Below are 26,139 nucleotides of genomic sequence, written 5' to 3' on the forward strand. Positions count from 1 at the left end.
TGGCCTTCTACGGCTGCGGGCTGATACTCCGGTGTCCCGCGAAAAACTCCCGCAACAGTAGGGCGCACTCTTCCTCGCGGACGCCCGGGTACACTTCAACCCAGTGGTTGAGCCGCCGTTCGCGGAGGATGTCGAACACCGAACCGGCAGCGCCGGCCTTTTCGTCCCAGGCCCCGAACACCACCCGCGGGATCCGGGCCAGGACGATCGCGCCGGCGCACATGGCGCAGGGTTCCAGCGTGACCACCAGCGTGCAATCAGACAACCGCCAGCCGTCGCCGCTGCCGCCGCCGAGCCTTGCCCGTTCCTGCAGCCGGGCCGCCGCTTCCCGGATGGCCACCACCTCGGCGTGGGCCGTGGGGTCGCCCAGTTCCTCCCGCTGGTTCCGGCCGGAACCCAGGACCCCGCCGTCGGGCCCCAGCACCACGGCGCCGATGGGAACATCCTCCGTGGCGAGTGCCCGGCGCGCTTCCGCCAACGCAAGGCCCATCCAGGCATGATGTTTCTTTTCGGGCAACGGCATGGCTCAATGATAGTTTCGGGGATACTCAGGTTACTTACCGACGCCGGGAGGCACCATGGACACTCTTCGGGATCGCCTAGGTCTTTGGTTCAAGCCCTATGCGGCGCTGGTCCTCACCATCCTCGTGGGCGGTGCGATCATCGTATCCCTGGCCTTGCTTGGCGCCGAGGTGTACGACAATGTGGTGGATTCCGCGGGCCTGGCCAACCTGGACAAGCCGGCCCTGGCCCTGTCGGAGAGCTTGCGCAGCCCCGGCCTCGATGCGTTCGTTACCGGCTTCACCAATATCGGCGGCGGAATCGGAATGCCCATCCTCGCCAGCATCCTCACCGCCTGGCTGACCTTCCTCAGCCGGAACTGGCGGCCCCTCATCCTGGTTGGCGGCGCAGCGGCCGTCTCCATCATGGCCACGACGTTCGGCAAGAAACTGGTGGGCCGCACCCGCCCGGACCACGCGGACGCGGTGCCCCCATACGAGGATTCACCGTCATTCCCCAGTGGCCACACCCTGAATACCACCGTGGTGATCAGCCTGGTGGTGTACCTGATCTGCCTCCAGTTCCAGGCCACGGTGGTTCGCGTCTCGGCCATCACGGGCGGCACGCTGTTCATCATCGCCATGGGGCTGAGCCGCGTCTTCCTTGGCCACCACTGGCTGACCGATGTCATGGCCGGGTGGCTGCTCGGCCTGACGTGGGTGGGCGTGGTCATTCTGGCGCACAGGTTGTTCCACCTGGTCCGCAGGCGGGAGCACGCCGGTGCGGCGCCGTCGTTCGACCGTCCAATCGTCCGCGACGTGGTGGCCGAGGAAGCGCACCATGGGGGCGACGGCGGCAGTGGGCACGCCCACGGAGGCCACAACAAGGACACCGCCGGATGATAGTTTTGGGGGATGCGTACTCTCGTTGTTGACCACCCCCTGGTCGCCCACAAGCTCACCGTCCTGCGGGACAAGAACACGCCGTCGCCTGTCTTCCGGCAGCTGACGGAAGAGCTGGTGACGCTGCTGGCCTACGAAGCCACGCGGGAGGTCCGCACCGAGCCCGTCACCATCGAAACGCCTATCAGCACCACCATCGGTACGGCGTTCACCAAGCCCACACCGCTGGTGGTCCCCATCCTCCGGGCGGGCCTGGGCATGCTGGAGGGCATGACCAAACTGGTCCCCACCGCCGAGGTGGGCTTCCTGGGCATGGCCCGGGACGAGGAAACGCTGGACATCATCACCTACGCCGAGCGCCTCCCCGAGGACCTGACCGGCCGCCAGGTGTTCGTCCTGGACCCCATGCTGGCCACCGGCGGCACCCTGCGCGAGGCCATCAAGTTCCTGTTCAAGCGGGGCGCTTCGGACGTCACCTGCATCTGCCTGCTGGCGGCTCCGGAGGGCCTGGCCAAGCTGGAGGAGGAACTGGGCGACGCAAACGTGCACATCGTCCTGGCCTCCATCGATGAGAAGCTCAACGAGAAGTCCTACATCGTTCCCGGGCTGGGCGATGCCGGCGACCGCCTCTACGGCATCGCCGGGTAGCCTCCCGCCGTCCGGACGGGACCTGTCGGGGAAGGACTTCTTAGACGGCTTTCTTTTTGCGCTGGGCCTTTTCGGACCGGTGCCCCGCCGCTAGCCTGTGCGGATGGACTGGAAACTCGAACTTGTCTTTGTCCCTGTCTCCGACGTTGACCGCGCCAAGGACTTCTACGTCAACAAGGTGGGCTTCAACGCCGACTACGATGAGCGGCCCTCGGACGACCTCCGTTTCGTGCAGCTGACGCCGCCAGGTTCGGCCTGCTCCATCTGCATTGGCGAGGGGCTGACGGACGCACCTCCCGGCACCGGGTCAAACCTGCAACTGGTGGTCAGCGACATCACCGCGGCGCATGACTTCCTGAAAACCAACGGTGTGGACGTCAGTGACGTGGACGTCCAGGACTGGGGACACTTCGTGTACTTCGCCGATCCGGACGGCAACAAGTGGTCTGTCCAGTGCATACCGTGGCGGAACGCCGGGGCAGGCGCGGCGCCAAGCTCTGCACCTTAAACCAGTGAGGGCCGCAACCCCGGGGATGCGGCCCTCACTGCGCGGTAGTTCCCTGCCGGGCCCCACTCCAGGGCGAACGACGGCGGGGCCAGGGACGCGTCGTGGGGCGGCCGTCAATGCTGGAAAGGCTCAGCTGAAGGTGCCGCTTCGACGCGCCGCGGCAGGGAAATGGTGCCTAGTACCAGTTGTGCGCCAGATGGAAGTTCAGTGCGCCGCAGGGGGACTGGTAGCTCTTCTTGATGTAATCCAGGCCCCAGTTGATCTGGGTGCGGTAGTTGGTGAGGTAGTCCGCGCCTGAGCTGGCCATCTTCTCGGCGGGGAGGGACTGGACGATTCCGTACGCCCCGCTGCTGGGATTGGTTGCCGTGGTGGTCCAGTCGGATTCCTTGGTCCACAGGGTCTGCAGGCACTGCATCTGGTCCGGTCCCCAGCCGAATGTGGCCAGCTGGCCGGCGGCGTATGCCTGGGCTCCGGCGGGATCGTTGACTGCGACGGCGGGTGCAGGCTCGGGGGCAGGTGCCGCCGGTGCGGGAGCCGCGGACGCTGCTGCCGGAGCGGGAGCCGCGGGCGCTGCTGCCGGAGCCGGTTCAGCCGCCTGCGGTGCAACGCTGATGGCTGCGGGAGCGGGGCTCTCCACCGGGTTGGAGCGGATTTCGCTCTTCTCGATGCTCATTTGGGCGTCGGCTGCTGCCGTGTTTGACTGGGTGGACGACGCCGGGGTCATGCTGCTGGTGGCCTGTCCGGCCGCGCCTACCCCCACCAGTACCGCGCACGATGCCGCAAGGACGGCGGCGCGCTGGCCCAGGGTGGTCTTCTTGGCCTGCGGTTTGGCCCTGTGTTTAGCCTGCAGGCATGATTCTGCCGTGTTTTTGGACATGATTGATCGCCTCTCACACCTGCGGAGTTAGCTGTCGGGTTCGGATGAGGGCATCCGGCCGTACGGAATGAAAATCACGTACTGGCTTAACCCCAAGGGCAGTCATTGCCCGGGACGGTGGGTCCCCCGCCTCTGCCGTTGCTCAATCGGAATCCGGGGAAGCGGCAGAGCTTGGCGTCAACCCGGGATATGCGGCCCGAACGGAAACCGCACCCAATCGACGGTACAGGAAGATTAAGCAGAAGTCACATTTAGGTAACGGAAGTCACGGATTCCGCGCGTCGGTTTGCGGGCGCACGCGCCGAGGATTCGCTAAACGGAAGCAGTCCAGCCCGCCGGGGAATTCCGGTCCGGGCCGGACTGCCTCGCTACTGGCCTGCCAGGGCGTACACCGTGGTGCCACCGATGCTCTGCGACTGGAAATTGGCGGCCACCCACTCAGCGATCTGCGTTGCTGCATCCGAGCCGCTGGTGGAACGCATGGTCCCGCCCGCGATGAAGAAATGGATCTTTCCCTGGGACACCAGCTCCTGGAACTGCGCCAGCGTGGGGGAGGGATCGGTGCCGTTGAAGCCGCCCACCGCCATGACTGGAAGTTCGGTTGCCAGCTGGTAACCGGCGGCGTTGTTCGAACCCACCACGGCCGCAGCCCAGGTGTAGCTTGAGGCCCCCGCCCGGAGCGCGGTGACCAGCCCGGCCGACGGCGTCGGGGCACCCAAGAGGCCGCCCATCCCTCCGCTGCGGCCCCCGGCAAACCCTGTGCCGCCTTGGGTACCTGGCTGCCGGAAGCCCTGTCCCTGCGTGCCCTGTCCCTGCGTGCCTTGGGCTGTGCTGCCTGTGCCACCGGTGCCAAATCCGTTCCCGTTGCCCCCGGTGCCGCCGGGCGCTCCGCCCGGGCCCGTACCGCCCGGGCCCGCACCGAACCCTGACGTGGGGCCTGCGCTGACGATTGCCCCGCTGTGCGCCGCCGATGCCGTGGAGACGGAGTAGGCAAGCGGCCCGGCGAGCGACGCAGCAACGGCCAGCACCGCCGTCGTCCGCTGGAGGGAGCGGCGGCCCAGGAACCGGTTGAGGCCCACTCCGGCGGAAGCGGCCAGCCCTGCCGCCAGCACCAGCCAGCGCAGCCACGGACCGTAGGCAGAGGTGGTGCCCAGCAGGGAGAACGCCGTCAGGGCTGCCGCTGCCACCGCCGCCGCGAGCGGGATTGCAGCGGCCAGCTGCTGCCTGTGCTGCCACAGGAGAACAGCGCCCAGGCCGGTAAGTGCCGCAATGCCGGGCGCCAGCGCCACCGCGTAGTAGGGGTGGATGATGCCGGCCATGTAGCTGAACACCAGGCCCGTCACCAGGACCCACGAGCCCCAGGCCACCACCGACGCACGCACCGGATCCGTCCGCGGCGCCCGTCGGCCCACCCACAGCAGGCCCGCCGCGAGGATCAGGGCGGAGGGCAGCAGCCACGCTATTTGGCCACCGAACTCGCTGTTGAACATCCGGAACAGGCCGGGGACGCCCCAGCCGTTGCCCCCGCCCACGCTGCCCGTTTCGTCGCCCGTCAGCCGCCCCAATCCGTTGTAGCCAAGGGTGAGTTCCAGGATGGAGTTGTCCTGCGACCCGCCAATGTAGGGCCGCATGCTGGCAGGCGTCAGCTCGACGGCCGCGAGCCACCAGCCCGCGGAAACAACCATCGCCGCCCCTGCCGCGGCCAGCCGCAGGAGGCGCCGGCCCAGCCTGCCCGGCCCCGCAACCATGTAGGCCAGGGCGAACCCGGGAACCACCAGCAGGACCTGAAGTTGCTTGGCCAGGAAGCCGAAGCCCAGGAACACGCCGGCCAGCAGGAGCCAGCGCAGCCGGTCCTCCTGGATTGCACGGAGGATCCCGTACCCGGCGGCAGTCATGAGCAGCACCAGCAGGGCGTCAGGGTTGTTGAACCTGAACATCAGCGTGGCAACCGGCGTGAGGGCGAGGACGGCAGCGCCCAGCAACCCGGCCCGGTGGGCGACGGTGTGGTCACCCGTGGCCTGCACCGCGGCTCGGCGCACCGCAAGGTGGAGCAGCCAGGCGGCCCCGACCCCCATCAGCGCTTGCGGGACCAGGATGCTCCACGGGTTCAATCCGAAGATCCGGACGGACAGTCCCATGATCCACAACGAGGCCGGCGGCTTGTCCACCGTGATGGAGTTGGCAGCGTCCGAGGAACCGAAGAACCAGGCAGTCCGGTCCTGCGATCCCGCCTGGGCCGCGGCGGAATAGAACGCGTTCGCCCAGCCTGATGCGCCGAGGTTCCACAGGTACAACACGGCCGTTCCGGCCAGTACTGCCGCCAGTTCCAGATGCCGCCGGAGGGCCTGGGGATTCCGCGGAGGCCGGACGGACTTTGTCCCGCTGTCCCCGGCGGACGTTGTTCCCCCGTCGTCGGCAGCCCGGGCCCTTACGGCCCGGGGTCCGGCTGCCCGTGCCCAGGAGGGACGCTCAACGCCGGTCGCGGTGCTTGAGAACGGCGGGGTCGGGTAGTGGCTGGCCATGGCGTGCTACTCCGCCAGGCGGTAGACGGTGGAGTTGCCCACGGTCTGCGCCTGGAAGTTCGCCTGCACCCAGGCGGCCACCTCGGAGTTGCCGCCGCGGCCGCCCATGCCGCCTCCGCCCATGCCGCCACCCTGGATGTAGTACCCGATCTCGCCCTTGGACACCATGTCCTGAAACTCGGCGAGCGTGGGGTACGGATCCCCGCCGTTCCAGCCGCCCAGCGCGATGACGTTGGTGTTGGTGGCCAGTTCCAGACTGGCTGCCTGGCTGGCGCCCGAGACGATGGCGGACCATTTGGTGGTGGTGGAGGAGAGCAGCGCGGTCACGGCGGCGTCGGTGGTCCCTTCACCGCCGGGGCCACCGCCCGGACCACCATTTCCAGTCGTGGGGTCAAAGCCGTTCGCCGGGTCGAACCCGTTACTGCCGGAGGCTGCCCCGTCAGTTCCGGCGCCTGCGTCCGTGCGGTCGCCGCGGGCGCCAGCGGCCCGGTTCCCAAAGCCGCCTGCCGACGAACCCGCGGGCCCCGACGTCGGAATGGAGCCCGAGTGCGCGGAAGCGGCGGTGGCCAGGGTCCAGGCAGTTGTGCCGAGTCCGCCGGCCAGCAGGGACACGACGACGACGGCGGCCGTACCTGCACGCCGGAACCGTCCGCCCGCCCCCAGTGCGTCGAGGCGCAGGAGGATCCCGGCAGCTGCCAGGACGCCAAGGACGATCGCGGCGATGCGCAGCCAGGGGAGCCACTCGGCATCCCGGCCCAGGAGTACGGCGGACCAGATGGAGGTGCCCAGGACCGTCACGGCCAGCACAATCCGCGCCGCCCAGTAGGCACGGCCGCGCCAAAGTTCCACGGCGCCGATGCCAATCAGGGCGGCGATCGCCGGGGCGAGCGCCACGGAGTAGTAGGGGTGGACAATACCGCTCATGAAGCTGAAGACTCCGGCGGTGACCAGGAGCCAACCGCCCCACAGGATGAGCGCTGCGCGGCTCGGTGAAGTGCGCACTTCACGCCGCGTGAACCACAGGCCGGCCACCAGCAGGACCAGCGCCGCGGGCAACAGCCACGACACCTCGCCGCCAAAGCTGGTCCCGAACATCCGGAGCAGGCCGGCGGCACCGCCGAATCCTCCGTTCCCTCCGCCGAAGCCGCCCCCTGGGCCGCCGGCTGCGCCTCCTGCGGCGCCGCCGGGCATCCCCTCACCCGAACCGGTGATGCGGGCCAGCCCGTTGTAGCCGAAAGTCAGTTCGAGGAAGCTGTTTGTAGTGGACCCGGCCATGTACGGCCGGGCAGAGGCGGGCGTCAGCTGGAACAAGGCAACGTAGCTGCCGGCCACCACAACGATGCCGCCGAGTGCGCCCAGCAGGTGCACCACCCGGCGTCCCACCGGGGCCGGTGCCGCCCACAGGTAAGCCAGCGCCAGCGCCGGTACCACCAGGAATCCCTGCAGCATTTTGGTGAGGAACGCCAGGCCAATCACGGCGCCCGCCGCCACCAGCCATTTCCAGCCCGCACGCTCGATGGCCCGGGTGGTGAAGTAAGCCGCCAGCACCAGGCACAAGGTGAGCATGGCGTCCGGGTTGTTGAACTTGAACATGAGCGCAGCCACGGGCGTCAGCGCCAGGGCCCCACCTGCCAGCAGGCCTGCCGCAGGCCCGGAAACCCTCTTGACCGCAAGGTAGAGGAAGCCGACGGCGGCCACGCCCATGAGCGCTTCAGGCACCAGCATGCTGAGTGACGAGAATCCGAAGATACGGCCCACGAGGGCCGGGATCCATAGCGCCGCAGGTGGTTTATCAACGGTGATGGCGTTGCCGGCGTCGAGCGAGCCGAAGAGGAAGGCGGTCCAGTCCTTGGTGCCGGCCTGGATGGCTGCGGCGTAAAACGAGTTTCCGTAGCCGGTTGCTGCGAGGTTCCACAGGTACAGGACGGCAGTGGCCAGCAGTAGCGCGGCTGCGGAAGGCCGCACCCAGCGTGCCTGGTTCCCGAAGGCGTAGCGCTGCCAGCGGGGCGTGGTCCCGCCGGATGCCCGCCGGAGGTCCGGGACGGGGGAAGGGGCCGGCGTGCCGGCAGAGTGGCCGGCGGGAGAAATAGTGGAGGTCATGATGCTGCCGTTTCTGTGGAGGGGGCCTGGGTGCCGGCTTCGGTGTTTTCGACGGGCTGTTGTGCCGCAATGGTGGTGCCGCCCGTGTGCGTCCGCGGCGTCCGTTCCCGGAACACCCAGAGCCGGAACAGCAGGAACCGCACAGCCGTGGCCGCAAGGTTCGCCGCCAGGACGGTGAGGACTTCCGCCCACCGGTCAGGCGTCGTCGTCCAGTGCACCAGGGCAAGCGCCCCGGAGGTGAGCACCAGGCCGATGCCGAACACGATGAGCCCCTCGAAATGGTGCCGGACCGGGTTGCCGCCCTGGATGCCGAACGTGAAGCGCCGGTTGGCTCCGGTGTTGGCCACGGCGGTGACCAGCAGCGCCAGGAAGTTTGCCAGCTGCGGATCCATGAAGCCTCGGCAGAACAGGAAGATCAGCAGGTAGGCAAGCGTTGAGGCGGCACCGATGGCGGCGAAACGGACCAGCTGGCCGAAGAGGCTGCCGCGGCGGGTCTGTTCGTCGGCCCGCGACGACGCGGGCAGCGGCCCCCGCGCCAGGGCTGCGCGCAGTTCCGGGACCGGGATCCGGCCGTAGACCAGGTCGCGGGTGAGCCGTGCCATCCCACGGATGTCGGCCAGCGCCGTGCGGACCACGTCAACGCTCGAATCCGGGTCGTCAACCCAGTCCACGGGGACTTCATGGACGCGCAGGCCGCAACGTTCGGCCAGGACCAGCAACTCGGTGTCGAAGAACCACGAGTTGTCCACCGTGTAGGGGAGGATCTGCTGGGCGACGTCGGCCCGGATGGCCTTGAACCCGCACTGGGCATCACTGAACCGGGCAGCCATCAGTGAATGGAGCATCAGGTTGTAGCCGCGCGAGATGAACTCCCGCTTTGGCCCGCGGACAACGCGGGAGTTGCGGGTCAGGCGGGTGCCGATTGCCAGGTCCGAGTGCCCGGAAATCAGGGGTGCCAGCAAGGGGGGCAGCGCTGCAAGGTCGGTGGAAAGGTCCACGTCCATGTAGGCCAGGACCGGGGATGGGGAAGCCAGCCACACTTTCCGCAGTGCATTCCCGCGGCCCTTCTCATCCAGGTGGACCACCGTGACCTCCGGGAACTCGCGGGCCAGCCGTTCGGCGATCTTCAGGGTTCCGTCCGTGCTGGCGTTGTCCGCCACGGTGATCCGGAAAGTGTGCGGGAAGGTATCCAGCAGGTGCCCGTGGAGCCTGCGGAGGCATTCCTCAAGGTCACGCTCCTCGTTGAAGACGGGGATGGTGACATCAAGGACGGGGACGGCGGTGCGCGTGTCAACGGGGGCGCGCCGTACGGCACGTCCCCCGGAAGGAAGGCCCGGCGGCGCTACCGCGGCGTCCTGCAGGGTTCCTGAAGTGGAGTCGGTGAGCGTCATGCATCAACAGTGGCGCCGCCTTATTTGTGGGCTTTAGGCGCAACCTGTGACGTGCCTGTGTAAGTCAGCCCGAGGTGGGACGCCGGTCAGGATGCGGCGGAACCGGCGGCCGGAAGACGGACGGCGAACTCGGTCCTCCCCGGCCGCGAAACCAGTTCCACGGTGCCGCCGTGGGCCATGACGATGGATTCGACAATGGACAGGCCCAGGCCGGAGGAACCCTCGGAGCCGGAGCGGGCGGCGTCCGCCCGGGTGAAGCGCGAGAAGATGCTGCCCTGGAATTCGGCCGGGATGCCGGGCCCGTCGTCGGTGACGGTGACCACCACACTGCCATCGGCCGAGCGCATCACGCCGGTGGTCACGGTGGTCCCGGCCGGCGTGTGCTTCCGGGCGTTGGAGAGCAAATTCGCCAGCACCTGGTGCAGCTGGGTGGTGTCCCCGCGGACCGTGACCGGCTCGTCCGGCAACGTCAGCTGCCAGGTATGGTCCGGAGCCATGACCTTCTCGTCGCTGACGGTCTCGACCACCAGCTGGGTCAGGTCCACGTCCGTGGTTTCGGTGGCCTTGCCCTCATCCAGCCTGGCCAGCAGCAGCAGGTCCTCGACCAGCGCGGTCATGCGCTCCGACTGGCTCTGCACCCGGCCCAGCGACTTCCGGCCGTCTTCGGTCAGCTGCTCGGTCATGCGCATCAGTTCGGTGTAGCCGCGGATGGCGGTCAGCGGGGTTCGAAGTTCGTGGGAGGCGTCGGCCACAAACTGGCGCACCTTCATCTCGCTGCGCTGCCGGGCTTCCAGCGCGCTGGAGACGTTGTCCAGCATCAGGTTCAGGGCGTGGCCCACGCTGCCCACCTCGGTGGTGGGGTGCGCCGCGGACGCCGGCACGCGAACCGCCAGGGCCACCTCACCGGCGTCGAGCGGCAGCTTGGAGACCTTGGTGGCGACGTCGGAGAGCTGCTCCAGCGGCCGCATGGTCCGGCGGATCAACGCCGTGCCGGCCAGCCCGATGAGGACCAGGCCACCCAGCGAAACCAGCACCATCGTCAGGACCAGTGACGCTTCGGTGCTCTGTTTCGTGGCCAGCGGCAGGCCTGTGATCACCACATCGCCGTAAGGGGTTGCGGTAGCCATGAGGCGGTAGTCGCCATTGGACAGCTCCCGGTTGACCGGGACGCCGTTGTGGGGGAGGGCCTGCAGCGTGGCGACGTCGCGGGAGGTCAGCGCGGTGCGGGTGGCATCCGAGGAGAGGAAGCCCGCTTCCCGGCTGACCTGTCCGTTCACCACCCGGGCGTTGAGCGTGCCTACGCTTTGCCCGCGCGCGTCCAGGGGGTCGGGGCGGCCGGAAGGGTTGCCTTCCGGTGGACGCCCGCGGGAGGCCAGCATCAGCTGCGCATCCAGCTGGTTGGTGAGGACTACGTCCATCGACGCGTAGCTGACCACCCCGATGGCGCCGGAGATGGCCACCAGGAGGGCCATGGACAACAGGATCAGCCGGGTACGGAGGTGCCAGGTGGAGGGGTTGAACCAGGACCGGCCGGCGGGCCGGGGGACTCCGGAAAGAGACACGCGTTTCCTTTGGCTAGTCTGCAGGCTTGATGACATAGCCCGCGCCGCGCACGGTGTGGATCATCGGCGGGTGGCTCGCTTCGATCTTCTTGCGCAGGTAGGAGATGTACAGTTCCACGATGTTGGCCTGCCCGCCGAAATCGTAATCCCACACATGGTCCAGGATCTGGGCCTTGCTGACCACGCGCTTCGGGTTTTCCATCAGGTAGCGGAGGAGCTCGAACTGGGTGGCCGTCAACTGGATGTCGTCCCCGGCGCGGGTGACTTCCCGGGTGTCCACGTTGAGGACAAGATCGCCCACCACCAGCTCGGCGGTGTCCATCGCGGCCACCCCGGAACGCTGTACCAGCCGGTGCAGGCGGAGCAGGACCTCCTCCATGCTGAAGGGTTTGGTGACGTAGTCGTCCCCGCCGGCGGCCAGCCCCACGATGCGGTCCTGGACATCATCCTTGGCCGTCAGGAACAGCGCCGGCACCTCCGGCGCGAAGGCGCGGATCCTGCCCAGCAGCTCCACGCCGTCGAACCCCGGCAGCATCACATCGAGCACAAGCACGTCCGGGTGGAAGTCCTTGGCGAGCTTGACCGCCGTGGGTCCGTCAGCGGCGACGGCCACCGACCAGCCGGCCATTCGCAGGCCCATGCTCATCAGTTCGGACAGGCTGGGCTCGTCATCGACCACCAGGGCGCGGATGGGGGAACCATCCGGATGGGTGAGCTGGGGAAGGTTGTTGGTCATGGGGTGCGGGGATGCCATGGGACAACTCTCCGATCTGTCGGTTTGCCGATGCTTTGCCAATGCTGTGTCTCGGCTGTGAACTCCAGCCTAGCCACCTGTCCCTTGGGTGGGTGGCGCCTTCCCGCGCGGCCCGGCCAGGTCACAGCAAGGCTTGGCTTGCAGCACAGCCCCGCACAGCTAAGCGGCAGAGCCTGTTGGGACAACAGCATCACGACCAACCGCTACGACCTCCTGGAGGAAGCCATGGATCAGCAAGACAACGCCCACCCGGGGGCAACAGGCCGCAACGGCCAGGGCCGCCCCGCCGATGACGGCCGGGAGCAGGCGGACAAGCCGGCGCCCGTTTGGGAAGGTTCGGCGGATGGCGACGGCCGCGGTGGCGGGGCCCGCGAATGGGAAACCCAGGGACATGCCGCCGCGCAGGAGCCGGCGGGCCGGGACCAGCCACACTGGGACCAGGCCCCGCAGGGGAAGCCCGCCCAGGGTTGGGGTGCCCCCGCTTCCGGTTCGGCTTCCCCGGGGTGGGGTACGAAGACGGCAGCGGGCCGGGTGCCCGGCCCCGGCACGGGGTGGGGCGCACCGCAGCAGTACGCACCCGGTACGCCGGCCCGGGCCGCCAAGGGGAACTGGACCGCGAAGAAGGGTGCGCTGGTGGGCGGCATTGCGGTGGTTGTGGCCGCCGCAGCCGGTGCCGGCGCCTATGCTGCCGGGAACGGAACGGCTGCGGCGAACGGCGCCCAGGGAATGGGTGCCGCGGGGCAGTTCGGCCCGGGCAGCCAGGGCGGCATGACAGGTCCGGATGGCCAAAGCGGCGTGGACGGCGGCGGAATGGCCGGCGGCATGGGGATGGACGGTGGGCCCGGCGGGCTGGGCATGGGATCCGCGGGGCTCAACGCGGCCGTCCATTCTGAATATGTCGTCCTCGAAGGCTCCAGCTACATCACCATGGCTGGCCAAACCGGCACAGTGACCGGGATTTCGGGAACGTCCCTGACCGTGAAGAGCGAGGACGGGTTTTCCCGTACCTACACCGTGGGCTCCGACGTCCAGGTCACCCAGGGAGTGCGGCAGCGCGGCGGCAATTCCACCGGCAGTACGCTCAGCCTCTCAAATGTGGCCGCAGGGGCCAGGGTGCGCGTCACGGCCCTCAAGGAGTCGGACACGTACACCGCGAAGACCATCCAGCTGGCCACATCCACGACCGCCACGACCCCCAACTCCGGAACCAGCAGCAACTGACGCGGCATTAAACACAGGCGGACCGTCCTGCCTTCGTAGCCGCGCACCCGGTCGCGGGCAAAAAACCGGCCGAAGGCGGGGCGCTGGCTGGACACGGCTATGGCGATTCCACGTCAAACGGTTGAATTTCGGACGTATTCGGTAAACCTGACGTTAGTCGAATTTTATTCTGGAAAAGCTGGAAAGGCAGGGCGATGCCGGGATAACCATTCAAATTCTTCCCTGCTTCCGAAATAGTGACATGCAGCACAATTTCGCGTTTTGTCTCACAATGCGGACTATCCGGTCCATTGTTACTTGCAAGTTGGCATTGTTACGCGGCACACTTCCAATGTGAACAAGAACTCAACAGCACCTGCAGCCGCAGAATATTGGCCCAGCACATCCGCTGCTGCCGACATGCGCTGTTGTCGAATGCACGCCTGACCTTCCCACCCACCGAAGTTCTTAGGCATTCGCCCCCAAGCCCAGCGTCGGGCGCCCCTCCCCGGTCCGCGTGACGGGGAAGCCAGCATTCGAGCCGCGGAGACGGCCATTTCACATTGAGGTAAGCATTTCATGTCAGTTGCATCCGGATACGTCCACATCTCTGTCCGTAACGCCGCCAAGGCAGGCCAGCCTTCCGGCCTCCGTCCCGGTTTCGGCCCGCGCCCCTCGCTTGCTCCCGCCACTTCCGGAAGCGGCTTCCCGGCCCAGGGCTTCGCCCCGCAGGGATACAACCCGAACTCCTACGGCCAGCTCCGTGCTGTGCACCCCGCCGAGTCCGCTCCCATCACGGCGCCCACTCCTGTGGTGCCCGGCGCTAACCAGGTCCGTCCGGTAGCCAATGACAACGTGGCCCGCGGGTTCGTCCTGTACATGGGCATCGACGAGGAAACCGCGGCAGCAGCCGGAACCTCCATCGCCAAGCTCGCCCAGGAAATCCGCGCCTACGCCCAGTCCCTGGTCTCCGGTGCCGAGAGCTACGCAGCCGTGGCGGTAGCCCCCGCAGGCACCCCCGGTTCCGCGCTCGACGTCGTCCGTTCCACCTTTGGCGACCCGACGGTCAACTCCCGCCAGCGCACCGAAACGCCCCGTCCCGCCCAGGCGCAGGAACCGCGTCCCTCCGGCGTGCTCATCGACCTCGCCCGCCGCGAAGTCCACCTTGACGGCGAATCCCTGAACCTGACGTTCAAGGAGTTTGAGCTGCTCAACTACCTCGTCGAAAACGGCACACGTACCGTGGGCCGCGACGAGCTCCTCGAGGGGCTGTGGCGCAACGCCGAAGAAGTGCCCAACGAGCGCACCATCGACGTCCACATCCGCCGCCTCCGCTCCAAGCTCGGCCGCCTCGCCAACACGGTCCGCACCGTCCGCGGCCAGGGCTACCGGTTCTACGAGCACCCTGAGGTTGTTGTCTGGGCCGCTCCGGAATACTCGATCTAAGTTTCTTTCGCGCGGAGGCGACCTGTCCTGTCGGGCTGGTCGCTTCCGCTTTCGCGAGGCGTCCTTGGGGCGACCGCGCTCGTTCCTCCCCACCGGCGCTAGGCTTGGGCCATGAGTTCGCACCATGTCCGACGCCTTGTGATCATGCGCCATGCCAAGGCGGATTGGCCCGGAGGCGTGGCGGACCACGAGCGGCCCCTTGAGGAACGCGGACACCGAGAAGCCCCGCTGGCCGGGCGCTGGCTGCTCAAGCACAACATCCTGCCGGACTTCATCTTGTGCTCCAGCGCCCTGCGTACCCGGCAAACGTGCACCTGGGTCTGCGCCGAACTCGGCGACAAGGCGCCCACGCCCAAACTCGAAGACGGCCTGTACGCGGCATCGGCCCTGCGGATGCTGGCGGTGGTCAACCACGTGCCGGACACTGTGACCACGCTGATGCTCATCGCGCACCTGCCGGGCGTGCAGGACCTGGCCATGCACCTGGCCTCACGGGATTCGGACCATGATGCCTACATGGATGCCGCCACCCGCTTCCCCACCAATGCGCTCACCGTCCTGGAGACGGAGAAGCCCTGGGCGGAACTGGACGGTCAGGACGCCCGGATTACCAGGTTCAAGGTTCCCCGGGCCCACTAGCGGCAATCCCGCTGCCGGCAATCTCGCGCAGCAGCGCCGCTACGTGCCTGATGCCCGGGCTGGCCGTCATGGTCCTGCGGTGGACAAGCCCCACCTGCCGGGCCTGGACCGGTTTCACTACCTGGACGGCCGCCACGTCCGGAGGAAGCGCCGGCCGGCCAAGGCGGGGTACCAGAGCGACAGCCACTCCCTGCTCCACCAAGGCGATATGCGTGGCGAAATCGGGGTCGTAGATCCTGATGTCCGGGACCCGCCCCAGGTCGGCGAAAATCCGCAGGAGGGCCTCATTGCAGATGGCTCCGTCGGGTGTGCTGATCCAGCGCTCATCCACCAGTTCCGCGGGTTCCACCGAGGATTGTTTCGCGAGCGGGTGGCTGCGGTGCACCAGGACATCCGCCACGTCCTCGCAGAGCCATTCAAGCGCCAGGTGCTCCGGGATCACCAGCGGTACCGAGTTCCAGTTGTGCACCAGGCCCAGGTCGGCTTCGCCGTTGGCAACCCGGGCCACGGCCTCGCGCGGATCCTGCGCCAGGACGGAAATCTCGAGTGGGGCATCCGACTGCCCAATCCGCGCGAGCATGGGTCCCACCAAACCCCGGCAGGCGGTGGAGAAGGACACGAGGCGGAGGCTGCCGTTGGGCTTGGCCGGATCCGCCAGCAGTGTTGACTCGAGTTCCTCGAGCTCGGCCAGGATGCGCCGGCCATAAGCGGCGAGGGCCAGCCCGCGTTCGGTCAGTAGGACCCCGCGGCCGCGGCGTTCCAGGACCGCGAACCCGCCCTCCTTCTCCAGCTTCTTCACCTGCTGGGATACGGCCGACGGGCTGAACCCCATCGCTTCCGCGGCGGCAATGACTGTACCGTGCTGCTCGATGGCCGCGAGGGCGCGCAGGGATCCGATGTCGATCATGAAGCAAAGGTACATGATTTAGTGTTGAATTAGGCGCTGGTGCTTCATTCGTGGCTCTGCCAGAGTGGGAGGGTGAACCTGCGCGATTCCCTCCTTGCCGTCGTCGTTGCCCTGCTGTGGGGCCTGAACTTCGTGGCCATTGACGTCGGGCTGCACGCGGGCGGCCAGGAGTTCCCGCCGCTGCTGTTCGTGGCCATGCGCTTCGTCCTGGTGGTCTTCCCGTGGATCTTCTTTGTCCGGAAGCCGGAGGTCTCCTGGAAGGCCATTGTCGGGGTCGGGCTCTTTATGAGCGCCGGCCAGTTCGGCCTTCTCTACCTCGCCATGGCGCTGGGCATGCCCGCGGGCCTTGCATCGCTGGTCCTGCAGGCGCAGGTGCTGCTGACCGTCCTGCTCGCTGCGGCCTTCCTGGGCGAGCGGCCCAGCCGGCGCCAGCTGGCGGGGGTGGTGCTTGGCGTGGCCGGGCTCGCCCTCGTGGCCGTGGGACGCAGCGCCGTGGCACCGCTGCTCCCGCTGGTCATTGTCCTGGCCGCTGCGCTCTCCTGGGCGGCCGGAAACGTCATCGCCCGGAAAGCCAAAGCAGCGTCGGGTTTGGGGCTGGTGGTGTGGTCAGGCGCAGTGGTGCCGCTTCCGCTGGCAGCGCTTTCACTGCTGGTGGACGGGCCCGGCACCGTCTGGCAGTCGCTGGCCACCCTTCAGGCACCCACCATGCTCAGTGCCCTGTACACCGCTGTTTTCGCCTCGCTGGTGGGCTACGGAATCTGGAACCGGCTCCTTGCCAGCCACCCGTCGTCGGCCGTTGTTCCCTTTACGTTGCTGGTGCCGGTGGTGGGCATGAGCGCTGCGTGGCTGGTCCTCGCGGAGGTGCCTTCGCCGACGGAGCTGGCAGGCGGAATGCTCCTTCTGGGCGGCGTGGCGACGGCGGTGATCCCCGGTCCAGGCTGGCAGCGTCAGCGGCGGGGGACGGAGCCGCTGCCGGACCTGGGTGCCGGCCTCGGCGCGGGTGGAGCGGACGACGGCGGTCGCTTGGCCGCGGTGGACACCCCGCGGGCGGCGGACCGGGGCGCCGACGTCCGCTGAGCGGCAGATCCCTGTGCGCCGGCTTTTTGACCGCCCGTCCTGGGTGCGGCGGCCCGGGGGCTGCGTGCCGTCGTTGCACCGGTCCGTGGTGATGGGCCGCGCTGGGAGGAAGGACGCTGTGCCGCTGGCCGTGCCGCCGGCCTGCGGACAGTTGCCGTGCGCCGCCTTCCCGGCAACAATGCGCCCAGGAAGAGGACTCCGAAGGTGGCCACCAGGGCGCAGGCGGCCCCAAAGAAGTAGTTGTCGGGATCATTCGTGGGCAGCGGCGTGCCCAGGAGGGAGGACTGGCCGTCGAATGCCAGCTCCCAGGTGCTGAGGAACGCCAGGGATAAGCCGAGGGCAAGCGCGGTGCCGGCGCCGGCGGCCAGCAGCGCAGCATGCCGCCGCCGGACCAGGACCTCGGCGACTGCTGCCAGGTACGCCAGCCCCAGGACACCCGCAAACGCAACGAACACCGGCTCGGCGAGGGTCATCGCCGTGAGCACCAGCAGCCCCGCAGCAACGATGCCGCAGATGACCGCGAACTTTCCGCTCTTCCCCGTATGGCGCATGTGCTCCATCATCCCCGAGGAGCTGGCCCCTTCAGGACGTAGCCGCGCATGATCGCCATGATTGCTGCAACGCTTTGGTCACGGGTGCGCTCGGGGTTGTAGGTCTGCCGGTCAAGGCCCACCACGAAGCATGCACCAAAGATGGCCGTTTCCAGGCTGCCCCTGGACACCGAATCGTCCACTGGGTATGCCTCGGCCACCTTTTCCACGGCCTGGCCGATGACCTCCAGGAGCTCCCCGCGCAGCACGGAGAACGTGCCCTGCCATTCGCTGGGTATCCGCCAGTTTTCGCTGACCCAGAGGCGCGCGAAGGAGGGGTACTCTGCCATGAAGTCCATGGCCTGGCCGATCATCGCTTCCATGGCGAGCAACGGGTCGCGGCCGGTCGCTCCGGCGTCGGCGGCCTCGAGCAGCCGCGCCTTGAGGATGTCCACGCCGTGCCGCAGGAGCTGTGCGATCAGCTCCGACTTGCTGCCGAAGTTGTAGTAGACGGTGCCCTTGGAGACTCCGGCCGCTGCCGCGATCTCATCCACGGTGACGCTGGCGGCCCCGCGCTCGCCGATCAGTTCCATGGAGGCGTCGAAGAGCTTCTGGCGGGTGGCGTTGGTCCTGGCGGGCCGCAGCCCCTTGCCGGCGGGTGTCAGTTCAGTGGTCATACCGCGATCTCCGGCTTCAGGGTCTTGAGCGTCCAGTACTTGTTCTTCCGCACCGCGAGGGTGGACATGGCCGCGCCCAGCAAAGTGTAGCCCAGCAGTCCCACGAAGGTAGGGGCAATCATGGACAGGTCCCCGCCGTAGATCAAGTGCCGCATTCCGGTCACCACATATCCCATCGGCAGGACCTGGTGCACCACATGCAGGGGCTCCGGCGTGGTCTGCCACGGGAACGTGCCGCCGGAAGACACCAGCTGGAGGACCAGGAGGATGAGGACCACCAGCTTGCCGGGGGAGCCCAGCAGCGCCACGATGCCCTGGATGAGCGCGCTGAATGCCATGGCAGCGGCCAGCATCAACAGCCACATCAGGACCGGATGGGAGGGGTTGAGCCCCAGCGCGGCGTCCGCCACCAAGGTCAACAGCGATGCCTGCACCACCGAAACCACGAAGAAGGGCAGCCAGCCGCCCAGGGCGATCTTCCACGACGGCGCATTGGATGCCAGTGCACGCTGCGTTATGGGGCGCATGGCCTGGACCAGCATGAAGATCCCGATCCACATGGCCAGCGTGAGGAAGAACGGCGCCAGCCCGGCACCGTAGGACCCGGCCTTGGCCTGGGAGACGTTGCTGACCGCCACAGGATCTGCCATTACCTGGGACAGGTTGCTCTTCTGTGCGTCGTCAGGGTTGGGGACCTGCCCGGCGCCCTTGCCGATCTCGTCCGACAGGGTACGGGAGCCGGTGGCGGCCTGGCCCGCGCCGTCCGCAAGCTGGGCGGCACCGGCGTCGACCTTCCGTGCGCCGTCGGCAAGGCTGGCGGCTCCGTCGACGGCGGACTGCTCACCGGCTGCCAGCGCCGCGGCACCCGTATGCAGCTGGTCAGCCCCCGCCGAGGCCTGCGAGATGGCGTCCCTGAGTGCCGGCATCCCGGCCGCCAGCCGGGCGGCGCCGACGCTGACCGCTTCGGAGCCGTTGGCCAACTGCTGGACCTGGGCCGCATCCGCCTGGATCTTGCCCTTGGCGGCTGCCACCGGGCTGGACGTGCCGGCGGCATCGAAGTCCGCCAGGACTTTGTCCGCCTGGTCCTGGGTCAGGACGCCGGACGCGACCAGCCTGCTGTTGGATTCGACCACACGGCTGCGCAGGCCCTGGTCCGCCGCCTCCAGTTGGGCTGCCATGTCCTGGACCTTGGCGTTGAGCTGGGCGTTTCCCGCGGCCACCTGGGCGGCGCCGGAAGCCAGGGTCTGGGTATCGGTGGGCAGGGTGGCTGTCTTGTCCTTGAGGACCGCCAGGCCGCTGCTGAGCTGCCCGGCGCCGTCTGTCAGCTGGTTGGCGCCGTCGCGCAGCTTCAGCTGGCCCGCGTACAGCTGGTCCGCGCCGCTGCTCAGGGCTGAGGTCCCCTCGTGGAGGGTGACCGCACCGTCCCTGAGCGTGGCCACGCCGTCGGCCAGCTGGGAGGCGCCGTCCGCCGCCTGGACCATCTTGGAGTGGATGGTGCCAAATCCTGTGAGCAGCTGGTTGGCGGTTTCCTCGCCCACTTCCTTGGCCACCGTGGTGTGCACGGCCGTGGTCAGCTTGTCCACGATGGTGCTCAGGAGGTAGTTGTTCGCATCGTTCGTAGTCACGTTCAGCATGGCCTGGCTCGCGGAATCAAAGCTGCCCGGCGAGACCAGGTTGGCGGAGAAATCCTTGGGGATCTTCAGCGCGAACGCGTACTGGCCGCTGCTGACGCCGGCATCCGCTTCCGCCGAGCTTTCCACCGGCACCCAGTGGAACACGTTGCCCTCCACCAGGCTGTCCGCCACCTTTGTCCCGGCCTCGAGGCGCGTGCCGTCGGCATTGGTGGCACCGGAGTCCTCCACCACCAGGGCGGCATCCAGGTTGTTCAGGTGGCCGTAGGGGTCCCAGTTCGCGTACAGGTAGACGGCGCCGTAGAGCAGCGGGACCATGGTCAGCGCCAGGATGGTCAGCTTGGGCAGCAGCCCACCGGTCATGCGCTTGAGTTCGGAGCGGGCCAGCCGCAGGACAGTCACTTGGCAACCTCGGTTTCGAGTTCGGTTTCCTGGTCTTCGGGGGCGGTCTCCGCCCCGGCGGAGTGCTTGCCGGCGGTGGTCCCAGGTTCGGGTTCGGGCGCCGCGTTGCCGATCGCGGCCACCGGTCCGTCCCACGAGGCGGGGACGGCGCTGACCGCCGCTACGACGGCGAGGGGCCGCCCGGCGTCGTACGCCAGCTCCCGGAGGCGTGGCAGCCACGTGAGGTCGTCGGCGCTGTGCCGGTCCGGTGAGTCAACCACCAGCAGGTCCGTGCGGGGATTGGCCAGGGCCAGCGCGGTGAGCAGTTCAAGCCGCCGCTCCGGATCCAGCTGCTCCGTCCACAGGCCGGCGATATCTTCGAAGCGGTTGACCTTCAGCCACGGGCCGCTGAGCAGAGCACCCCGGTACCGGCGGGGCACCAGGGCGAGGTCCTCGGTCACCAGGTCCCGGACGCTGAGGTGTTCCTCGGGTTCGTTGACGCCGGGGGAGTCCACCAGGGCAGCGGACAGGCGCAGCTGCCTGGTCCGGGAACTGCCGTCCCAGCTGAGCTGCCCTTCCGTTGCTTTCATCCGGCCGCTGAGCAGGAGGGACAACGCCGTGCGCTGGTCCTGCCTGTCCCCGGTGACGAGCAGCAGTTCGCCGCGCGCCACCGTCACCGAAGTGGGGGGAAGCAGCGGATCCCGGCGCCCTTTGGCCTGGAGCTGATGTGCAGAGAGCAACGATCACCTTTCGCAGAAGAAGTCTGCATCAAGGCTAACCGAACTGACCGGTCAGTTCAAATAAAGCCTAGAGGCCGTACTTCTCCAGGAGACGGAGCCATACCTCGCTGATGGTGGGGTAGGAAGGGACTGCATGCCAGAGCCGGTCCAGCGGCACCTCGCCCACCACGGCGATCGTTGCCGCGTGCAGCAGCTCGGCTACGTCGGGGCCGGCGAAGGTTGCGCCAAGGAGGACCTTGCGGTCCTCGTCGACCACCAGCTGCGCCCACCCTTCGTAGTTCTCCGAGTGCAGTGAGGAGCCGGCAACCTCGATGGGCAGCTCCACGGACGAGGCGTTGTATCCGTCCTTCCTGGCCGCCTTCAGCGTGCGTCCCACGCTGGCCAGCTCGGGGTCCGTGAAGACGACGCTGGGCACCGCATGCTGGTTGGCCGTCTGGGCGTAGCGGGTCCAGTCGCCGGGTGTTCCGTCCAGCGCGCCTCTTGCCCGCGCGGCGATGGCATCGCCGGTGGCGCGGGCCTCGTACTTGCCCTGGTGGGTGAAGAGGTTCTTGCCGGCGGCGTCGCCCACGGCGTAGAGCCACTGTTCGTCCCCGGGCGTTTCCCGGACCAGGCCCGAGGCGTCGGCGGACAGGGACAGGTGGCCTGATTCATCGGGCTCGAAACCAATGCTTTCCAGGCCCAGGCCCTCCAGTGCCGGGTGGCGGCCGGTGGAGACCAGGACCTTCTCCGAAGTGACAGTGGTTCCGTCCCCAAGGCTTACGGTGAGGGTGCCGTCGTCGTTGGCGCTGATCCGGTCCGTGGCGGTATGCAGCCGGAGTTCGACGCCGTCCGCCCTCAATCCCGCGGCGACCAGCGCCGAGGCTTCTTCCGGAAAGGTGCCGAGCAGTCCGCTGCGTGCCACCAGGGTGACGCTTGAACCAAGGCGGGCGAAGGCCTGGGCCAGTTCGGCGCCGGCCACTCCGCCGCCCAATACCGTCAGCCGCTCCGGGACCTCGCCGGCGGATGTCGCTTCACGCGTTCCCCAGACCTGGACATCCTGCAGCCCTTCGATGGGCGGTGTGTTGGGGGTGGACCCCGTGGCAAGCACCACGGCATGCCGCGCACGCAGCAAGTGCTGCGTGCCGTCCAGGCCGGCCACCTCGACGGCCTTGGGGCCGGTCAGCCAGGCATGGCCACGCACCAGTTCGATGCCGGTGTCCTTGACCCACGAAGCCTGGCTGTCATCCTGCCAGTTGGAGGTGAAGTAGTTGCGCCGCTCCAGGACGGCGGCGGCGTCCAGGGTGCGGGTGACCGCTTCCTTTGCCCCTGGCGTGGTCTGCGCCCCGTGGAGCGCCGTACCAGGGCGAAGGAGTGCCTTCGATGGCATGCACGCCCAGTAAGAGCATTCCCCGCCCACCAGTTCCGCCTCGACGAGCACGGCCGTCAGGCCGCCCTGGACCACGCGGTCGGCCACGTTTTCCCCTACGGCGCCAGCGCCGATAACAACAACATCAAATTCGCGCCCAGCGGCCTCGGGATTCATGAGCAAAGCCTAGCCGGGGGAAGGTGTCCTGGCAGCACAAAAAAGGTCCGCACCGGCGAACCGGTGCGGACCTTGTTGGTGCGCCCAAAGGGATTCGAACCCCTGACCTTCTGTTCCGTAGACAGACGCTCTATCCAGCTGAGCTATGGGCGCATTCCGTGTCCCGGGAGGAGAACCGCTCTCCCCGAACCTCGAATTACTTTACGCGAGGCGCCGCCCGATGCCAAATCGAAGCGGCTGTAATCTAGGCGACTAGACCGGTCTAGGTGACCTTTGTCACTTAATTGGCGTTTTCGCGGCAATAATTCCTTGATTTCCCGCGGAATTCAGTTTCGGTGACTGGAGATGTCAGTCAAGCTCCCAAAAAACTCCACTGGTCCGGACCATAGCATTTAGGACACACCGATGAACCCGAGGAAGGGAACTGCAATGGGCGATCTGGCGCAGAAGCCGCTGCTTGAGAAAGCACCCACCACACATGCCGGCCTGCTGGCGTGGGTCGAAGAGGTTGCTGAGCTTACGCAGCCGGACCGCATCTACTGGGTGGACGGCTCCGAAGAGGAAAACACCCGCCTCACGGACGAACTCGTTGCTGCCGGCACCCTGACCAGGCTCAACCCGGACCTGTTTCCGAATTCCTTCGCCGCGTTCTCCGATCCCGCTGACGTTGCCCGCGTCGAGGAGCAGACGTTCATCTGCTCCGAAAACGAGCGCGACGCCGGCTTCACCAACAACTGGATGGATCCGCGGGAGATGAAGGACAAGCTGCGTGGCCTGTTCGCCGGCTCCATGCGTGGCCGCACCATGTACGTCATCCCGTTCGTCATGGGCCACCTCGACGCCGAGGACCCCAAGTTCGGCGTCGAAATCACCGACAGCGCCTACGTTGTTGCCTCCATGCGCATCATGGCCAATATCGGTACCGCGGTGCTGGACAAGATCACCGAGACCAACGCCTTCTTCGTCCCGGCACTGCACTCCCTGGGCGCACCGCTCGAGAGCGGCCAGGACGATGTCGCGTGGCCCTGCAACCCGGACAAATGGATCGTGCACTTCCCCGAGGAGCGCTCCATCTGGTCCTTCGGCTCCGGCTACGGCGGGAACGCCCTGCTGGGAAAGAAGTGCTACGCCCTGCGCATCGCCTCCGTGATGGCGCGCGACGAGGGCTGGCTGGCCGAGCACATGCTCATCCTCAAGCTGACCTCGCCGGAAAAGAAGAACTACTACGTTTCCGCCGCCTTCCCCTCCGCCTGCGGCAAGACCAACCTCGCACTGCTCGATCCCACCATCGAAGGCTGGGAAGTGGAGACCCTGGGCGATGACATCACCTGGATGCGGATCGGCAAGGAAGGCGAACTCCGCGCCACCAACCCGGAAGCGGGCCTCTTCGGCGTTGCGCCCGGTACCGGCTGGGGCACCAACCCCAACGCCATGCGCGCCATCGCCAAGGGCCACAGCATCTTCACCAACGTCGCCCTGACCGACGACGGCGGTGTGTGGTGGGAAGGGATGACCGACGAGGTTCCGGCCCACCTGACCGACTGGGAGGGCAACTCGTGGACTCCTGATTCGGACAAGCCGGCAGCCCACCCGAACTCCCGCTTCTGCACGCCGATCTCGCAGATCGACATGCTGGCCGAGGAATACTACAGCCCCGAGGGCGTTGAACTCTCTGCCATCCTGTTCGGCGGCCGCCGCAAGACCACCGTTCCGCTGGTTACCCAGGCCCGCAGCTGGACCAACGGCATCTTCATGGGCTCGACGCTGTCCTCCGAGACCACTGCCGCGGCCGCCGGCCAGGTAGGCGTGCTCCGCCGCGATCCCATGGCCATGCTGCCGTTCATCGGTTACGACGCAGGCGACTACCTGAAGCACTGGATCAGCGTCTCCGGCAAGGCAAACCCGGAACGCCTGCCCCACATCTTCCTGGTGAACTGGTTCCGCCGGACGGCTGACGGCGGCTTCGCCTGGCCTGGCTTCGGCGACAACGCCCGCGTCCTCAAGTGGGCCATCGAGCGCATCGAGGGCAAGGCCGACGCCGTGGAGACTCCCATCGGATACGTTCCGGCCGGGCACTCGCTGGACCTCACCGGCCTGGACCTGACCCACGCCCACGTGGAGGACGCTGTCCGCGTGGACCGCGAGGAATGGGACGCGGAGCTGGCCTCCATCGAGGAGTGGTACGCCAAGTTCGGGGATTCACTCCCGGATGCCCTGCGTGCCGAGCTCGATTCGCTCAAGGAACGGATGGCCAAGCACTAGCAGCCGCCCCACCCTCCCTCACGACGACGGCCCCGCACCTTTTCGAAAAGGTGCGGGGCCGTCGTCGTCCTCCAACAGGGGCCTCCGCCGCCGAGGGTTCCCTGGCTGAGCGGAGCGAAGTCAGGGAGGCGGTGGGGACTCAGCTGGCGAGCCAGATGTCCGGGCCGAAGACCTCGTAGTGGATCCGGGTGGCGGGGATGCCGGCATTGATGGCCTCGTTGCGGATGTTCTTCATGAACGGCAGCGGGCCGCAGAGGTACAGCGACGCGTCGGCGGGGAGGTCCACCTCGCGCAGGGACATGAAGCCTTCCCTGGCGCCGCTGACCGGCTTCTCCAGCCAGAGCTGCAGTTCGGCACCGTCCAGGCGTTCGACGTCGTCCGTCATCTGGCTGCGCAGGGCCCAGCTGTCCAGGGTGCTTTCGGCATGCAGCACCAGGACCTGGCGGTCGGAGCCGGACTCGGCGAGGGAACGCAGGATGGAGGCGGTGGGCGTGCAGCCGATGCCTGCGGACGCGAGGACCACGGGGCCGTCGCCCTCCTTGAGGGTGATCTCGCCGTAAGGGTTGGAAATTTCGACGACGTCGCCCACCTGCACCGTGTGGTGCAGCACGGGGGAGACCTCGCCGCCGTCGTCCAGCTTGGTGGTAAAGGTACGGCTGGTGCCGGCGTCGCCGGAGAGGGAGTACTGGCGCACCTGGCGCAGGCCGTCCGCAACGGCCACCTTGACGCTGACGTACTGGCCGGGAAGGGCAGGGGTGACGGGCGTGTCATCCGCGGGCTCAAGGGTGAAGGTCATGGACCCGGTTCCTGCCGGTGCCTTGGCCGCGACCCGCCAGGGCGTCCACATTTTGTCGTTGGCCTGCGCGGCGTAGAGGCTCTTTTCGAGCTTGATCAGGGCGTCTGCCATGAGCCAGTACACCTCGGTCCAGGCTTCGGCGATCTCGGGGGTGATGACTTCGGCCAGGTCTTCGGCGATTGCGGCGAACAGGTGCTCGTAGACCACCTGGTACTGCGGTTCGGTGATGCCCAGGGAAGCGTGCCGGTGGGCGATGCGGGAAAGGACCTTTTCCGGCAGCGTGCCGGGGTTGTTCACCAGGTGGGTGGCGAAGGCGGCGATGCTGCCGGCGAGGGCCTGCTGCTGGTTGCCGGAGCGCTGGTTGGAGCGGCTGAACAAGCCATCCATCAGTTCGGGGTGCGCCGCGAAGAGGCGGGCGTAGAAGTTGGGGGTGATGGATCCGATCCGGGAGCCGACCAGCGGCAGGGTGGCCTCGATGACGGGGCGGGACTTGTCCGAGAGCATCTGTACTCCTGAGGTTATGGCCGGGGCCTTCGTCCGGCCGGATGAAAACTCGTATCTGAAAT

General features: G+C 67.6%; 21 protein-coding genes, 1 tRNA gene and 1 riboswitch. Of the genes, 8 read left to right on the forward strand and 14 right to left on the reverse strand.

Annotated features, from left to right (window positions below):
• Positions 1 to 7: 7 nt before the first annotated feature.
• Positions 8 to 523, reverse strand: coding sequence for a nucleoside deaminase (locus NIBR502770_RS01035; RefSeq protein ID WP_141180750.1), 516 nt, complete (start codon positions 521 to 523; stop codon positions 8 to 10).
• Between the two features lie 55 nt (positions 524 to 578).
• On the opposite strand from NIBR502770_RS01035, the gene NIBR502770_RS01040 reads away from it, so the two are divergent.
• The 3 genes from NIBR502770_RS01040 to NIBR502770_RS01050 all read left to right on the forward strand — a co-directional run bounded on the left by NIBR502770_RS01040 (position 579) and on the right by NIBR502770_RS01050 (position 2,559).
• Entirely contained in the window at positions 579 to 1,403 is an 825-nt protein-coding gene (locus NIBR502770_RS01040) for a phosphatase PAP2 family protein (protein ID WP_246857347.1), read from the forward strand.
• A 12-nt stretch (positions 1,404 to 1,415) separates the two neighbouring features.
• Positions 1,416 to 2,051, forward strand: coding sequence for a uracil phosphoribosyltransferase (gene upp, locus NIBR502770_RS01045; RefSeq protein WP_141180751.1), 636 nt, complete (start codon positions 1,416 to 1,418; stop codon positions 2,049 to 2,051).
• Between the two features lie 103 nt (positions 2,052 to 2,154).
• A complete protein-coding gene (locus NIBR502770_RS01050) occupies positions 2,155 to 2,559 on the forward strand; it encodes a VOC family protein (RefSeq protein ID WP_141158138.1) in 405 nt (134 codons plus the stop codon).
• 175 nt (positions 2,560 to 2,734) lie between these two features.
• Here NIBR502770_RS01050 and NIBR502770_RS21085 read toward each other — a convergent pair whose 3' ends face one another.
• From NIBR502770_RS21085 to NIBR502770_RS01085, 6 genes are all read right to left on the reverse strand, one after another.
• A complete protein-coding gene (locus tag NIBR502770_RS21085) occupies positions 2,735 to 3,436 on the reverse strand; it encodes a hypothetical protein (protein ID WP_168223100.1) in 702 nt (233 codons plus the stop codon).
• A gap of 5 nt (positions 3,437 to 3,441) precedes the next feature.
• Positions 3,442 to 3,605, reverse strand: a riboswitch (cyclic di-AMP (ydaO/yuaA leader).
• Between the two features lie 199 nt (positions 3,606 to 3,804).
• Entirely contained in the window at positions 3,805 to 5,958 is a 2,154-nt protein-coding gene (locus NIBR502770_RS01065) for a glycosyltransferase family 39 protein (protein WP_141180753.1), read from the reverse strand.
• A gap of 6 nt (positions 5,959 to 5,964) precedes the next feature.
• Entirely contained in the window at positions 5,965 to 8,058 is a 2,094-nt protein-coding gene (locus tag NIBR502770_RS01070) for a glycosyltransferase family 39 protein (protein WP_141180754.1), read from the reverse strand.
• On the reverse strand, positions 8,055 to 9,449 hold the full coding sequence (locus tag NIBR502770_RS01075; protein WP_246857348.1) for a bifunctional glycosyltransferase family 2/GtrA family protein: 1,395 nt from the start codon (positions 9,447 to 9,449) through the stop codon (positions 8,055 to 8,057). The genes NIBR502770_RS01070 and NIBR502770_RS01075 overlap by 4 nt, the downstream gene beginning before the upstream one ends.
• A gap of 86 nt (positions 9,450 to 9,535) precedes the next feature.
• Positions 9,536 to 11,047, reverse strand: coding sequence for an ATP-binding protein (locus NIBR502770_RS01080; protein ID WP_370871452.1), 1,512 nt, complete (start codon positions 11,045 to 11,047; stop codon positions 9,536 to 9,538).
• Positions 11,025 to 11,765 carry a response regulator transcription factor gene (locus tag NIBR502770_RS01085; protein WP_141158133.1) on the reverse strand — a complete coding sequence of 247 codons (741 nt, stop codon included), beginning with the start codon at positions 11,763 to 11,765 and terminating at the stop codon, positions 11,025 to 11,027. Before NIBR502770_RS01085 ends, NIBR502770_RS01080 begins: the two co-directional genes overlap by 23 nt.
• 225 nt (positions 11,766 to 11,990) lie before the next feature.
• Between NIBR502770_RS01085 and NIBR502770_RS01090 the strand changes: the two genes are divergently transcribed.
• From NIBR502770_RS01090 to NIBR502770_RS01100, 3 genes are all read left to right on the forward strand, one after another.
• Positions 11,991 to 12,986 (forward strand): hypothetical protein, encoded by a 996-nt coding sequence (locus tag NIBR502770_RS01090; protein WP_246857349.1) that lies wholly within the window; start codon positions 11,991 to 11,993, stop codon positions 12,984 to 12,986.
• A 558-nt stretch (positions 12,987 to 13,544) separates the two neighbouring features.
• On the forward strand, positions 13,545 to 14,411 hold the full coding sequence (locus NIBR502770_RS01095; protein WP_141180755.1) for a winged helix-turn-helix domain-containing protein: 867 nt from the start codon (positions 13,545 to 13,547) through the stop codon (positions 14,409 to 14,411).
• 111 nt (positions 14,412 to 14,522) lie between these two features.
• The gene (locus NIBR502770_RS01100) at positions 14,523 to 15,050 is read left to right on the forward strand and encodes a histidine phosphatase family protein (protein WP_141158131.1); all 528 of its coding nucleotides are present in this window, start codon (positions 14,523 to 14,525) and stop codon (positions 15,048 to 15,050) included.
• On the opposite strand, the gene NIBR502770_RS01105 is transcribed toward NIBR502770_RS01100, so the two are convergent.
• Positions 15,028 to 15,957: a LysR family transcriptional regulator gene (locus NIBR502770_RS01105; protein ID WP_141180756.1), complete on the reverse strand. Its 930-nt coding sequence runs from the start codon at positions 15,955 to 15,957 to the stop codon at positions 15,028 to 15,030. The two genes, NIBR502770_RS01100 and NIBR502770_RS01105, sit on opposite strands and share 23 nt — an antisense overlap.
• 72 nt (positions 15,958 to 16,029) lie before the next feature.
• Between NIBR502770_RS01105 and NIBR502770_RS01110 the strand changes: the two genes are divergently transcribed.
• A complete protein-coding gene (locus tag NIBR502770_RS01110; protein WP_141180757.1) occupies positions 16,030 to 17,034 on the forward strand; it encodes an EamA family transporter in 1,005 nt (334 codons plus the stop codon).
• Between the two features lie 559 nt (positions 17,035 to 17,593).
• Here the strand turns inward: NIBR502770_RS01110 and NIBR502770_RS01115 are convergent.
• From NIBR502770_RS01115 to NIBR502770_RS01135, 5 genes are all read right to left on the reverse strand, one after another.
• Entirely contained in the window at positions 17,594 to 18,241 is a 648-nt protein-coding gene (locus NIBR502770_RS01115; protein WP_141180758.1) for a TetR/AcrR family transcriptional regulator, read from the reverse strand.
• Positions 18,238 to 20,274, reverse strand: a complete 2,037-nt coding sequence (locus NIBR502770_RS01120) for a YhgE/Pip domain-containing protein (RefSeq protein WP_141180759.1) — start codon at positions 20,272 to 20,274, stop codon at positions 18,238 to 18,240. The genes NIBR502770_RS01115 and NIBR502770_RS01120 overlap by 4 nt, the downstream gene beginning before the upstream one ends.
• Positions 20,271 to 20,993 (reverse strand): ABC transporter ATP-binding protein, encoded by a 723-nt coding sequence (locus tag NIBR502770_RS01125; RefSeq protein WP_141158126.1) that lies wholly within the window; start codon positions 20,991 to 20,993, stop codon positions 20,271 to 20,273. The genes NIBR502770_RS01120 and NIBR502770_RS01125 overlap by 4 nt, the downstream gene beginning before the upstream one ends.
• A gap of 67 nt (positions 20,994 to 21,060) precedes the next feature.
• A complete protein-coding gene (locus NIBR502770_RS01130) occupies positions 21,061 to 22,515 on the reverse strand; it encodes an NAD(P)/FAD-dependent oxidoreductase (protein WP_141158125.1) in 1,455 nt (484 codons plus the stop codon).
• A 76-nt stretch (positions 22,516 to 22,591) separates the two neighbouring features.
• Positions 22,592 to 22,668: transfer RNA gene (locus NIBR502770_RS01135), tRNA-Arg, on the reverse strand.
• Between the two features lie 276 nt (positions 22,669 to 22,944).
• On the opposite strand from NIBR502770_RS01135, the gene NIBR502770_RS01140 reads away from it, so the two are divergent.
• The gene (locus NIBR502770_RS01140) at positions 22,945 to 24,777 is read left to right on the forward strand and encodes a phosphoenolpyruvate carboxykinase (GTP) (RefSeq protein ID WP_141180760.1); all 1,833 of its coding nucleotides are present in this window, start codon (positions 22,945 to 22,947) and stop codon (positions 24,775 to 24,777) included.
• A gap of 139 nt (positions 24,778 to 24,916) precedes the next feature.
• Here NIBR502770_RS01140 and NIBR502770_RS01145 read toward each other — a convergent pair whose 3' ends face one another.
• Positions 24,917 to 26,077, reverse strand: coding sequence for a globin domain-containing protein (locus tag NIBR502770_RS01145; protein ID WP_141180761.1), 1,161 nt, complete (start codon positions 26,075 to 26,077; stop codon positions 24,917 to 24,919).
• Between the last annotated feature and the right edge of the window lie 62 nt (positions 26,078 to 26,139).

It is taken from the genome of Pseudarthrobacter sp. NIBRBAC000502770 (assembly GCF_006517815.1).
GTDB lineage: Bacteria > Actinomycetota > Actinomycetes > Actinomycetales > Micrococcaceae > Arthrobacter > Arthrobacter niigatensis.